The organism is Marinifilum flexuosum, assembly GCF_003610555.1.
Taxonomy (GTDB): Bacteria; Bacteroidota; Bacteroidia; order Bacteroidales; family Marinifilaceae; genus Marinifilum; species Marinifilum flexuosum.
Window position 1 is genome coordinate 1,956,899 of sequence record NZ_RAPQ01000008.1, and the last position, 13,902, is coordinate 1,970,800.

The window sequence follows — 13,902 nt, forward strand, 5'->3', positions numbered from 1 at the left end:
ATCCATCATCAACATCTGCGTCTAATTCTTCGAGATCTTCGTAAATCTCCTTCTTTTCACTTTTCACCTTTCTCCTTTCTCCTTGTTGCATGGTATTTGTGATTTGGTCCCGAAAGCTTTAGGGATTGAATTTTGGGATTTATTCCAAAAATCCCTATTTTTATTTATGTTCATCCCAAACATTGTAAAAGTATGGCTACCAAATTTCAACTGACTTTATTGTTTGTTTGCTTTGCTTTTCTGCTGTCTGCTCAAAGCCGATTTTTGAGAAGAGGAGAGAAGGCCTTTGTAAAGACTCATTATGCAGAGGCAATTGCAAATTTTAAAAATGTAAAAAACAAGAACCCTGAAATCAACCGCAAGATCGCAGAGTCCTATTACTTCTTGGGCGATTACCAGGAGGCTGAAAACTATTATCAAAAAATATATGATAGTGAAAAATCTGCAGACGATTTGTTGGCCTTGTCTCATATCCATTTAAATGCGGAAAAGTATGAAGAGGCAATATTGTGTTGTGAAAGAGCTGCAGAAAAAGGTGCGAATCAGATCCGTGTATGCAAGAGAATCAAAGCTATACAAGAATTAGAGAAAGCTACTGACGCTTCAGGAATGATTTTACGCGCCATTCATCAGCAGCCCAAATCGAAAAGTTTGGGTGTAAGTGTAGTGGGGAATAAAATCATGTATTCTAATCTGGGCAAAAAGAATGCTCGTGGAGTTAAGAACTATCAATTGTTTTACAGTGAGTTTACCGATCAGGAATATTCAGAATTGAAACCTTGGGCCAATCAATTGGATAATGCTGTTGATCTTGGTGCGGTTGCTGTTCTTGGAGATGAGAAAACAATGTATTACACGCGTTGGTATACCAGGAAAGGCAGACAGTATATGGAGATTGTTGAGGCTGAGCTCAAAAAAAATAAATGGAAGGCAAGTTTTGTTCTGCCATTTAATGGTCGAAAATATTCGTGTGCTTATCCCTATATTACCAAAGATGGCAAGAGTTTGTATTTTTCTTCGGATATGCCAGGCGGATACGGAGGAATGGACATCTATGTATGTCATAAGAGAGGAAAGTTCTGGGGAGCGCCAATTAATTTAGGAGAAGAAATCAATACCAAACATCATGAAATTTACCCTTCCATTTTAAAGGATGGAAAGTTGTGGTTTGCTTCCGACGGGCAGGTTGGTTATGGTCATTTGGATCTGTTTTATGCATCGAAAACAAAAGAAGGCGAGTGGGGAGAGGTGAAGAATGCAGGTCCTGCTTTAAATTCATCGCAGAATGATTTTAGCATTCAGAATAGTCCTGAAGAAGGACAGCTTTTAATGGTTTCGGACAGAAACAATAAGGGAATTCGAGATCGAATTTATTCATTTGGTGCAGATCGAAAAATGCAGGTTGAGCTTTTTGTGAAAGATGAGATCAGCAAGGAGTCAATTGCGAATGCGAAGATTGAAGTGGAAAAGGTGCTGAGTAATCAAATGATTGTGCCACAACAAATCGCTGCAGGCAAGTTTCAGTTTGAGGTTTCGTGTTATGAACTGGGCGAGGGCATTCTTTATGAGATAAATGCAGAGAAACAAGGCTATGAGAAGACTCGTGTAAAGTACTATCCGGTGAAATCTAATTTGAGCATTGATATACTGCTTAGGAAATTAGAGGAAAACATGGAGGGAGGTTTTGCCAAAGAGTTGACCCCAATTCATTATCCAGATAAAAGAATGATGTTTCGTAAACTTCATTTTGATGCGGGGCAAGAGAGTTTAAATTCTCAGGCAAAATTAACTTTATCGAAAATGGCGGGTTTCTGGAAGATGTATCCCGAATTGGATATTGTTATTAATTCGCATACCGATTCGAAAGGAGTTGCTGAGTCCAATAAGACTTTGTCCATGAAGAGAGCAAAAATGGCCAGGGAATTCTTGATTGCCAAAGGTGTTGATTCCAATAGAATCATCTGTAATGCCTATGGAGAACGTTTTGTTGTAAATGGATGTGTCGATGATATGGATTGTTCGGAAGAGCTGCATCGACAGAACCGAAGATTGGAATTGTTATTTGTAATCAAATAGCTATATCAGTTAGCAGTTATAAAAGTAGAAAAGTAAAATAGTAGAAATGTAGAATGGCAGGAGGCGCTTTTTCTTTCTCGTTTTTTCCTTTCTCCTTTCTCCTTTCTCCTTTCTCCTTTCTCCTTTCTCCTTTACCCTTGACTTTTATCAGTATTAATATAAAATCTTAATTGGTAATCATCCGAAAATTATTATATTTACTACGAATATTGCGTTCAATTTATCTCTGTACTCTATTCTATCTTGCACTATGAGAAATATCTATTTTATCATCTGTTTTGTTTTATCGGTTGGGACAATCGGCTACTTTTCCCCTGTTTTAGATTTGAATTTTAATGTAGCATCATCTGGTAGTACTTCTTATGCAGTTGAGATTGCAAAATACAAATACCCTGTTTACACTGATTACTTTGAGAATTTAGAAGGGGTGATTGAATTGAGTAGCAAAGAAGGTGATTTTCATTACATTTCAGGGATTACAAAGTCTTTGAACGAAGCAAAAGACTTGAGAGAGAGGTTAAAAGAAACTGGATATGCAGAGGCCAGAGTTGTTGATTTGTTAGAGGAGTTTTCGGAAGAAGAGTTAGAGGGAGTAATCAAATCGGAACCACAAGATAAGAATGTTCAGAAAAAGAAATCTGCAGAACTGGCAATATCAAAATTGACGAATGTAGAAAATGCATATTTCTATACCATTAAATTAAAAGAATCAAAAGAGATTTTAACGGCAAATCAATTTGAAGCTTTGAAGCCTAAGGTACACAAGCAGGAAGGGCTGTATTACTATTTGTTAGGAAAATTTGAGGATGTGGGTAATGCAGAAAAATATCTGAATGATAAAGTGAAGAGCAAGTATGCAAATGCAGAATTACTTGTAATGAATAAGGGACAATTGGTGAATGTTTCGAAAGCCAAAAATACCAAAAAGACGAGTGAGGGATCTTATAATATGGGACGCAAAATGCGTGGTAAGGAATATGTTGATTACTACTATGAGTCGTCAAGTCTGAAGATTTCCAAATCCCCAATTTATTATATCGAAATTGGACCGTATGCCGACAAAGAGGAAGCAGATGATGCAGTTCAAAAACTTCATGATCTGGGCTTTACCAAAGCAGGAGTCAAGGATCCAAGTAAAGACAGGAGAGTCGTAAATCAGCCTGATGCTGCAGCTGATGCTCATTATACCATTCAAATTTTTGCTGGAAAGAACAAAGTGAAAAACTCTCGCTTTAAGCTACAAGATGTGAGTCAGTCCTATGATCAGCACGATAAATTGTATCGCTATTTTGTGGGTAACTACGACAACTACTGGGTTTGCCGTCGCGAGTTACGCGAAGTGCGCAAGAATGGCTTTAGGGATGCGTTCATTGTAAAACTTTAATCAAGCAAGTATAAAGTATAAAGTATAAAGTATAAAGTATAAAGTATAAAGTATAAAGTATAAAGTGGGACAAAACCAATTACAAGAAAGGTTGTTTAAATTTTCTGTGGATGTAATTATGGGTGTAAGAAATTTACCTAAGGGAAGGGAATTTCAAGTTGTCTCTCATCAGATATTAAAATCAGCAACTTCGGTCGGAGCCAATTATGAGGAAGCTCAAGCGGCAGTCTCAAATGCCGATTTCTCAAATAAAATAGCAATTTCATTAAAAGAAATAAGGGAAACAAACTATTGGATCAGATTAATATTGGCTATTTCAAGTAAAAATGATGTTTGGAATAGCCTTGAAAAGGAATCAATGGAATTGATGAAAATACTGGGTACGATACATTCTAAAACCAGAAAAAGATTTAATAAATAATTCCTTTCTCCTTTCTCCCTTCCACTTTCTCCTTTCTCCTTTCTCCTTTCCTCCTTTCTCCTTTCTCCTTTCTCCTTTTTTCCTTTCTCCTTTTTTCCTTTCTCCTTTTTTCCTTTCTCCTTTTTTCCTTTTTTCCTTTCTCCTTTTTTCCTTTTTTCCTTTCTCCTTTCCTCCTTTCTCCTTATCTTTGCTGCTGGCAAACCGTTCTATCGCTGTTTCGCAAGAAGGAGAGGAAAGTCCGGGCAACGCAGAGTAACATACTTCTTAACTGGAAGAAGGCCGAAAGGCTTTAGTAGTAGAGCAGAAAATAACCGCTCCAATTTATTGGTGTAAGGGTGAAAAGGTGAGGTAAGAGCTCACCGGTACCTGTGGTGACATGGGTAGCCGTGTACCTTATGTGTTGCAAGATCAAGTATACCGTCAGTTGTAGGCTTACTCGGCCGATGTCGGGGGGTAGATTGCTAGAGACATTTGGTAACAAATGTTCAAGATAAATGATAGAAACTCTTTTTTTAAGAGGACAGGACCCGGCTTATAGGTTTGCCAATTTTAATTAGTAATGAACAATTGTTAATTAATAATGCCATCTCAATGTTTTGAGGTGGTTTTTTTTGTATCTGCTAATCTCGAATTCCAAAAACCAAGCCAGCTTGCTGGTCCCGACTCTTCGAGATATAAAGTATAAAGTATAAAGTATAAAGTATAAAGTATAAAGTATAAAGTATAAAGTTGCGAAAGTAGTATTGTGTTCCGAACTTTGCATACTCATTGTTCATTCTACCATTTCACTTCTCTCCTAAGAACTTCAAAGATAGCTTGTTAAAATAATTATTTAAAGTTGTGTAGGGTGGTGGTTAAATAAAACGGTATAATAATTGAAAAAAAAGTAAAACGAACACGCAACCGTTTGTGTAATTTGTAATCTTAAGAGTAATGGATTAGACTATGATGAATGGATGCTAAATTAATGTAAAGGGAATTTGAGTTTTGATTAAAAAAAAATAATGACAGGTTTGACACTTGCTTTTGATAAATTAAGGCTGTACTTTTGTCAAGTTGACTATACGAGTTAATAATACCACTTATACTACTATAAATTGTTTATTATGACTTTACCTAAAATTAACATTTTTGATAAGACAACTCCACGTTGGATTGTTTTTGTGATCGATTTAGCGATTAGTTTGGTTTCGATTACAGCTGCTTATCTTCTGCGTTTTAATTTTAATTTGGAAGAGATTCATTTGAATGCCGCAAAGGTAATTATTCCCTTGTTTGTATTGTTAAGGGCTTTGACTTTTCTATATGGAGGCACTTATGCAGGAATTGTTAGGTATACAAGTTCTAAAGATGCGGAAAGAATATTTGTTGTGGTTTCGATAGGGTCTGCGGTCTTTACTTTGTTTAATTTATTGAGTTATGTTGCAAGGGATGGTGTCTTTATTGTGCCCTTTTCAATTTTGATTATCGAATACATTGCAGTTGTCTTTTTAATGACAAGTAGTCGCATCATATTCAAGGCCATTTACTATAGGTACTTGACTCGATCTAAGATTCGTGAGAATATTTTGATTTACGGAAGTGATGAGTTTGGTATCATGGCAAAGCATGCTTTGGATAGTGGTAGTGAAGTAAATAGTTCTATCGTTGCATTTATCGACCACAATAACAAAAAGGTGGGAAGTAAACTAGAGGATGTGAAGATATACAGTACTTCCGATTTGCAGGATTTGATTGAACGCAAAGAGGTTGATAAGGTTATTATTGCCAAGAAAGATTTATCTCATACTCAAAAGAGTGAGGTGGTTGAAAAATGTCTTGAATTCAATGTGAAAGTTTGGGAGGTGCCTAAGTTTGAAAGTTGGGTGAATGGAGAATTGAGCGTTAAACAAATTAGGGCCATTAAAATTGAGGACTTGTTGGAGAGGGATCCAATTCATTTGGATTGGGATCAGATCAACGAGCAGGTGAATGGAAAAACTGTTTTGGTTACAGGAGCTGCTGGATCTATCGGTTCCGAGATGGTTCGTCAGGTTGCGCGTTTCTCTCCAAAATGTATTGTCTTGTTCGACCAGGCGGAATCTCCATTGTACGATATTGAATTGTCCTTAAAAGAAGAGTTGAGCTTTTTTAATGCTGAAATTGTTATTGGAGATGTTCGCGATAAGGAGAGAACTCAAAGAATGTTTGATGTTTATAAGCCTAATTTGGTATATCATGCCGCGGCATACAAGCATGTTCCCATGATGGAAAACAACCCTTCTGAAGCGATTAAAACAAATGTATTGGGAACAAAAAATATTGCCGATCTATCACTTGAATATGGAGTGGAGAGATTTGTGATGGTTTCCACGGATAAAGCGGTGAATCCAACCAATGTGATGGGGGCGTCAAAAAGAATAGCAGAGATTTATACACAATCATTAAATTATCCAGGATGTCCTACGCATTTTATTACTACGCGTTTTGGTAATGTTTTGGGATCGAATGGATCGGTGATTCCAAGATTTAAAGCTCAAATCGATAAAGGAGGGCCAATTACGGTAACCCACCCTGAAATTACCAGGTACTTCATGACCATTCCAGAGGCGTGTCAATTGGTGATGCAGGCTGGAGCAATTGGTTCTGGAGGGAAGATTTTTATTTTTGATATGGGGAGATCTGTTAAGATTGCAGATTTGGCCTATAAGATGATCAAATTGAGTGGTTTAAAATTGGGTGAGGATATTCAGGTTCAATTTACAGGTTTAAGACCTGGTGAGAAATTGTATGAGGAGTTGCTGAATGTAAAAGAGAATACCATTCCAACCAAGCATCCTCGTATTATGGTCGCTAAGGTGAGAGAGTATGAATTGGCAGAGGTGCAGTTGCTGATTGAGCAGTTTTATGAATTGCTGGAAACCAATGATAATTTTAAGATTGTGGCCCACATGAAAGCAATAGTTCCGGAGTTTAAATCGATGAACTCAATTTATGAACAATTGGATAAGCGTTTCGTGTCAAAATCCAAACTGGTTGGAGAACAAAGTGTGTCTGAAGAAATTAAAGAGATGTTGAGCTAGACATCTAAAAAAAAGATAGGTTAAAAGCTGTTTTGCATCATGTGTAAAACAGCTTTTGTTTTATTCAGATGTTAATGGACTGGGAAGCAATCGAACTTGACACTTTTGGCAGCTTTTTTATTGAGAATTTTTAACTACCATTGCACGAGAGTAACAAAAAAGCAAAAGTAGAAAAGTGAAAAGGTAGAATGATGGAAAAGTTCAGGAAGTAAACAATTAGCATTCCAATTTTGTAGTCATCTCTCTACCATTCAGGATAGGGAGAAGGATTTCTCTCAATTATGAATGGTTAATGATTCACAGAGGAATGGTCATTGTAAATAAAGCCCCAGGGGGGCGTAATCTTTATAGCCTTGGGCAAATGAGCAAAGCGAATGTAGCCCAAGGCATATGGTTCAGGCATATGTCGTCGCAAATGCATGCCTTTGATTAATGAAGATCGTTCATATGCGACGGAAGAAACCTAAAGTCGTAATGTCTGGAAGAGTCAAAGAGTCTAGAAAAGTGGAATGGTAAAATAGTAGAAAAGAGGAATGAGTATGCAAAGTTTGGAAGCTGTGTTCTTCTCTCCTAAAGGAGAGAGATAGAGTGAGGTTGATTTGATTTTGATCATCCCGAAAGCTTTCTGGATTGGATTTCTTCCTGTGTTTACCCTTTAATTATTCCTTTTAGTCATGAGACGCTTCGTTTTGTAATCTAAAGGGGCTTGTTTGATGCAGAAAAAAGTCCCCTTTAGGGGATTTAGGGGTAGAAAGAGGAATAGAAAAAAGAAACAGGTCTTGTGCTCCCACGAATTATCAGGAACCGAGAGATCTAAACTTTAAAAGTCATAAGTGGAGTGGGAATGTGGGGAGTGGGAAGGTATCGCTCTCAACTTACTGATTACTGATTACTGATCATTGTTCACTGTTTTGATCACTATTAACTGATCATTGATCACTAAACACAGCGTTTAGATCATTGAGGTGTAAATTTTGGTCTTTGGAGCTAGAGATTTGTTTTTTGGAATTTTACTATTGCCTTAAAAATATGTTAGAAAAATATAAGATAAAATAGCCCAAAAATTAGGGAATTGGACGACAGTTTTTTATTTTTGCGCAACTGTGAAAATCTTTGATCAGACATAAGTGGGGTTTGATCAAAGCAAAACGGTCTAGATTGAATAATAGGTGTAAACCATAAGCTTTTTAATAGAATACAATTATGATTCGATTATTTCGAAAAACTCTTTTTCTGGGATTGATCTTCGCTTTTGCTGCTCTGGGAGCAGAGGCGCAAAATACAAATATCAACCCGGCCACGGTAAATGTAAATGCATTAAGCGACAAGCAAATTGAACGAATCATCTCCGAAATGGAGAAGAATGGTATGAGTCTGGAAGAAGCTATGGCTTTGGCTCGTGCACGGGGAGCTTCTCAAATGCAAATCGATCAAATGACTCAGCGCATCAAGGATTACAAATTGAAAAATCAATTTGCTGGATCAAATACAAATGTGCAAACTTCTGAATTGCCTGCTGAATCGCCTGCAGATTTATCTGCAGGATCAGAGAAGAAGGAGTTCAAAGCAACAGAAAAAAACAAAGAGATTTTTGGTTTTCATTTTTTCAACTCAGAGAATTTGAGCTTTGCGCCAAATGTGGATGTTCCGGTTTCAGATTCTTATGCTTTGGGCATAGGAGATGAAGTAAATATTGCAGTTTATGGTGCATCTCAACAGTCTTATATGTTGGTGGTTCAAAAAAATGGAGCCATTATCATTCCTGATTTGGGTCCAGTCAATGTATATGGAATGTCTTTCGCAAAGGCCAGTGAAAAAATCAAATCCAGATTAATTTCCATTTACAATGGCATGCAAGGAAATCAGCCCAATACATTTGCAGATGTAAGTTTGGGAGCCTTAAAGGGAGTGAAGGTTAATGTAATAGGGGAGGTGAACTTACCAGGAACCTACGATTTGCCGGCAACCGCTTCTGTTTTCAATGCACTGTATTTGGCAGGAGGGCCAAATGAAAATGGATCTTTTCGTGTAATCGATTTGATTCGTGACGGGAAAGTGATCAATTCGGTAGATGTATATGAATATTTAATTGATGGAAAAACTCAAAACAATGTGCAATTGCGCGATCAGGATGTAATCATGGTGCGCCCATATGTTAATCGCATTAAGGTAGCGGGTGAATTCAAACGTACGGGTTTGTTTGAGGCCAAGGATGGCGAGTTTGTAGCCGATATTTTGCGTTTCGCAGGTGGTTTTACCGATAAAGCCTATACGCACCGTTTGGATCTGTACAGAAATAATTCTCGTACACTAAGTGTGGTAGATGTGCCAGCTGACAAATACAATCAAATTACATTAATGAATGGTGATGAGATTAAATCAGGTGCCATTACAGAGCGTTTCGAAAATAGAATCAGCATTGAAGGGGCAGTCTATCGTCCTGGTGATTATCAGTTGTTAGATGGGATGAAGCTTTCTGAATTAATTGCAAAAGCAGAAGGCCTGAAAGAGGAAGCCTTTATGGAACGTGGTGTCATTACCCGCAAGCAGAAGGATTTAAGTCTGGAGGCCATCTCGTTCTCGCCACGTGAAGTCTTGAATGGTAAAGCGGATGTATTATTGCAGCGTGAAGATCGAATTCAGATCTCTTCCATTTTCGATCTGCGCGAAGCGCGCACGGTTGAAATTGTAGGAGAAGTGCAATTCCCGGGAAGCTATGCCTGGGCAGAGAACATGAAAATTGCCGACCTGATTTTCCAGGCAGGTGGATTCCTGGAAAATGCAGAGGTGAGCTCTGTGGAGGTAAGCCGTGTATTGGATTACAACGAAACCAAAGAATTGACCAAATCATTATTGCATACCTATCAATATGGATTGGATCGTAACCTGAAGCTGGATGCAGAAGGTGAAGCATTTATTTTGAATGCCTTCGATAAGGTATACATTCGCCGAGCACCAGGATATCGCCCACAAGGAACCGCAAGTGTGCAGGGAGAAGTAAAGTATGCGGGAGAGTATGGGATCACCCGCAAGGATGAAAAGATATCAGATGTCATTCGCAGGGCTGGAGGTTTGACCCCTGAAGCCTATGTGAAAGGAGCCTCTTTGCGCAGAAGAATAGAATTGAGCGAAGCAGAATACCAGGCAAAACTAGCCATTGCCATGCAGGATACCACCATGAATGCCGAAGAGGTAGAAAAGGTACAGTATCAGATAGTAGGAATTGATCTGCCAAAAATCATGAAAGAACCGGGTTGTGTGGAAGATTTGCAAATGCTGGATGGGGATCAGTTGATGGTGCCTTCCAAATTGCAAACCGTTATGGTATCAGGTTCGGTATTGAACCCGGTGGCACATACTTTTACAGACAAGAAAAAAGCAAAAGATTACATCATGAGCTCAGGTGGTTTTGCCCAAAGAGCCAAGAAAGGAAAAGTTTATGTGCTCTATGCCAACGGAACAACAGCAGCCACAAAAGGTGGATTATTCGGAAGACGATTCCCAAGAATCGAACCAGGCTGTGAAATCATCGTTCCGGAAAAACCAGAAGTAGACAAAGCTGCAAACGCAAGCAAGTGGCTGGCCTTCACATCAACATTGGCGAGTTTGATTACGGCAATAGCAGTTGCTACCCGTTAGGGTAAAGTCCCTCTTTTAAGGGGGATGCAGGGGGAGGTTTTTGATTTGGATTGAACAGATTTACAGTCATCCTGATCTTTGCAGTCATTCCGTCATCCAGAACTGACGAGGTCATCCAGAACTGACGAGGTCATCCTGAACTTGTTTCAGGATCTTAGGATCTCAGGATCTAAGAAATAAGAAGAAAGAGATGCTGAAATGAGTCCAGCATTATATATATAAGTGCTGAAAAATCAGCAGGACGAAAAATGAAGAGAGCATACATATATATCATGTCAAATAAAAATAGAACGACATTGTATATTGGAGTAAGCTCTGATTTGAATAGAAGAATGGCTGAACATTCGGAAGGGATAGGAGCAAAGTTTACAAAAAGATACAATTTGACTGACTTGCTTTATTATGAGGAGTTTGATGATATAAGTGAAGCTATAGCCAGAGAAAAACAATTGAAAAATTGGAAGAGAGAATGGAAGTTAAATTTAATTAAGAGTTTGAATCCAGGATTAAAAGATTTAAAAATGGATTTTAGATAAATGAAATTATTCTGTGGAGTTATCCTGAATTGACGCAGTCATCCTGAGTTTATCTCAGGATCTCAAGAATACAGAAACAGGTGCTGAGCTGACGCCGTCATCCTGAACTGACACAGTCATCCTGAACTTGTTTCAGGATCTCATAATCTCAGCATGACAAAAAAAACATAAGATTGAAAAGGTGCTGATCCAGACAGTTGTTGGGACAGCATAATATTAGAAATAGAATAGTACGAAAGATAGATAAACACAATAAAAAAATAAACGCTGATTAAAAGTAGAAACGCTTATTAGTGAAATCCGTCCTAATCCGCGTAATCAATATAAAAATCGGCGAAATCAACATACACAGTATGCAAGAACAAAAAAATATAACCCAAGCCGACGACGAAATCGACCTAATTGCACTCGCCAAAACCCTCTGGGAAGGCCGCCGAACAGTAATAAAGACGACCATCATTTTCATGCTCATAGGTATCTTCGTAGCCATATTCTCAGAAAAAGAATACACTGCTTCATGTACTATCGTGCCACAAATGACTGATGGCGGTAGTAAGCTGGGAGGAAGCCTTGGAGGATTAGCAGCTATGGCTGGAATTAATCTAGGTTCAGTGGGCGTAGGATCAGACATCCCACCAACTTTGTACCCTAAAATTGTGAACAGCATTGCCTTTCAAAAAGATTTAATGAAAACACCTTTGACCATTGAAGGAGAGGATAAGCAAGTAACATTTGCCAACTATTATTTAGAAATCAAAAAAACAGGTCTACTTACATATTTTAAAAAATATACAATTGGCTTACCGGGCTTAATCCTAAAAAAAATTCGTGGCACATCCTCAGTCACTAATGCGCAGTCAACAAAGGATGGTTTATTGTCAATTACCCAAGATGAAAAAGATCTTATTGATCTTCTACAAGGTAAGTTATCTGTTGAGTTTAACAAAAAGAATGGGTATTTATATATTTCGGTAAAAATGCCAGAAGCGAAAGCTGCTGCTCAGATGGTACAAAGTGCGCAAATAATCTTACAAGATGCAATCACTAAGTTTAAAATACAAAAAGCAAAGGATCAGTTGGTATTTGTAGAAGAGCGTTATCTTGAAAAGGAGAAAGAGACACAAGAAGCTCAACAAAAGTTAGCACGATTTAGAGATAGTAATAGAAATATAAGTTCGGCATTAGCGCAAACAGAATTAGAACGATTAACTGCAGAGTATAACTTGGTTTATGGTGTTTTTTCCGAATTAGCTAAAAAATTGGAGCTCCAGAAAATTCAAGTTAAGGAAGATACTCCCGTTTTTACGGTAATTGAGCCTGTATATATACCCTTTGAACGTTCAAAACCTAAAAGATCAATTATTTTAATAGTTACTACATTACTTGGAGGAGTAATAGGTGTTGGTGTAATTTTTTTGAGAAAGTTTTGGAGAGGTATACAACTTGAATGGAATGAAGGATGAGTTTTAAAATTAATTTGTAAGAAGATAGAATATGGAAATTAAGGAGTTTATTGAAAAATTTGCGGAGGCAATTGAAGTTGAAGAAGTAGAAATTTTGAATGCGGAAACGGAATTTAGAGAATTAGATGAATGGAGTTCATTGTCTATTATGATGTTAATTGCTATGATGGATGAAGAATATGAGAAGCAAGTAGGAGATAAGGAAATTAAAGCTTGTCAAACGATTCAGGATTTATATGGCATAACTTTATCATAGTTTTATATGGCGGTCTTAGAGTTTGAAAATATTGGAATCTCAGCTATGTCTGGTGCCGTTCCTAAAACTGTTATTAATAACTACGAGTATACAAAGCATTTTCCAGTTGAACAAGTAAAAGAAGTAGTGGATAAAATTGGAATTTATGAGCGTAGATTTGTTGATTCTAGTACATGTGCTTCGGATTTGTGCTTTGCTGCTGCGGAAAAGTTAATAGAGGATAATCAGATTGATAAAAATGAAATTGACTTGATTGTTTTCATTTCACAGACACCTGATTATCGAATGCCTGCTACCTCATTGTTGTTGCAAGATCGTTTGGGTTTATCAAATAAAACTATTGCTTTTGATATTAATCTTGGTTGTTCTGCATTTATTTATGGACTATCTGTGGTTTATGGGTTCATGCAAAATAAAAATATTCGTAAAGCATTAATATTAGATGGGGAAACTAGATCTAAAGTTTATTCTCCTAAGGATCGACAAAGTGCCTTTATTTTTGGAGATGCTGGAGTGGTTGCGTTGATAGAGAGAAACGAAAAATTTGGAAAATCATACTTTTCGTTAAACTCTGACGGATCAAGATCTGACCTAATAATGATAAAAGGAGGTGGATATCGTTGTCCCAGTTCATTAGAAACTTTGGAAGAAAAGGTTGTGGATGAATATGGTAATATTCGTAGTGATGAACATGGATATATGAAAGGTGGAGATGTTTTTAACTTTGTAATAAGAGAAGTGCCGAAGGATTTAAAATTCTTGATGAAATATGCAGAAATGGATAAAGATGAGTTTGATTATTATGTTTTTCATCAGGCAAATAATTTTATCAATTCATATATTGCAAAGAAATTAAAACTGGATTCTACTAAAATACCAGCGACTATTCATAAATATGGTAATACTTCTTCTGTATCTGTACCATTAACTATTATAAGCGAGTTGAAAGAACAATTTACCACCCCTAAAAAAGTTCTTTTGAGTGCTTTCGGTGTTGGCATGACTTGGGCTACAGGTGTTATAAATTTGGATAATTGTGCAATTAGTGAAATAGTAGAAATTTAA

9 protein-coding genes and 1 other RNA gene are annotated in these 13,902 nt (G+C 37.3%); all 10 read left to right on the plus strand.

Translation table 11 applies throughout. The features are described from left to right. The first annotated feature begins 192 nt into the window (after nucleotides 1-192). The 10 genes from BXY64_RS07935 to BXY64_RS07980 all read left to right on the plus strand — a co-directional run bounded on the left by BXY64_RS07935 (nucleotide 193) and on the right by BXY64_RS07980 (nucleotide 13,902). Nucleotides 193-2,076 (plus strand): OmpA family protein, encoded by a 1,884-nt coding sequence (locus BXY64_RS07935; RefSeq protein WP_120239349.1) that lies wholly within the window; start codon nucleotides 193-195, stop codon nucleotides 2,074-2,076. A 250-nt stretch (nucleotides 2,077-2,326) separates the two neighbouring features. After that, a complete protein-coding gene (locus tag BXY64_RS07940; protein ID WP_120239350.1) occupies nucleotides 2,327-3,460 on the plus strand; it encodes an SPOR domain-containing protein in 1,134 nt (377 codons plus the stop codon). 118 nt (nucleotides 3,461-3,578) lie between these two features. Further along, nucleotides 3,579-3,881, plus strand: a complete 303-nt coding sequence (locus BXY64_RS21680; protein WP_394340477.1) for a four helix bundle protein — start codon at nucleotides 3,579-3,581, stop codon at nucleotides 3,879-3,881. Nucleotides 3,882-4,074: 193 nt separating this feature from the next. Continuing rightward, nucleotides 4,075-4,432, plus strand: an RNA gene (gene rnpB, locus BXY64_RS07950) — RNase P RNA component class A. A 555-nt stretch (nucleotides 4,433-4,987) separates the two neighbouring features. Further along, nucleotides 4,988-6,943, plus strand: coding sequence for a polysaccharide biosynthesis protein (locus BXY64_RS07955; protein WP_120239352.1), 1,956 nt, complete (start codon nucleotides 4,988-4,990; stop codon nucleotides 6,941-6,943). 1,203 nt (nucleotides 6,944-8,146) lie between these two features. Further along, the gene (locus BXY64_RS07960) at nucleotides 8,147-10,582 is read left to right on the plus strand and encodes an SLBB domain-containing protein (protein ID WP_120239353.1); all 2,436 of its coding nucleotides are present in this window, start codon (nucleotides 8,147-8,149) and stop codon (nucleotides 10,580-10,582) included. Between the two features lie 248 nt (nucleotides 10,583-10,830). Further along, nucleotides 10,831-11,118 (plus strand): GIY-YIG nuclease family protein, encoded by a 288-nt coding sequence (locus BXY64_RS07965; protein ID WP_120239354.1) that lies wholly within the window; start codon nucleotides 10,831-10,833, stop codon nucleotides 11,116-11,118. 353 nt (nucleotides 11,119-11,471) lie between these two features. After that, nucleotides 11,472-12,581, plus strand: coding sequence for a Wzz/FepE/Etk N-terminal domain-containing protein (locus BXY64_RS07970; RefSeq protein ID WP_120239796.1), 1,110 nt, complete (start codon nucleotides 11,472-11,474; stop codon nucleotides 12,579-12,581). Between the two features lie 31 nt (nucleotides 12,582-12,612). Then, nucleotides 12,613-12,837: a phosphopantetheine-binding protein gene (locus BXY64_RS07975; RefSeq protein WP_120239355.1), complete on the plus strand. Its 225-nt coding sequence runs from the start codon at nucleotides 12,613-12,615 to the stop codon at nucleotides 12,835-12,837. Nucleotides 12,838-12,843: 6 nt separating this feature from the next. After that, nucleotides 12,844-13,902: a 3-oxoacyl-ACP synthase III family protein gene (locus tag BXY64_RS07980; RefSeq protein WP_120239356.1), complete on the plus strand. Its 1,059-nt coding sequence runs from the start codon at nucleotides 12,844-12,846 to the stop codon at nucleotides 13,900-13,902.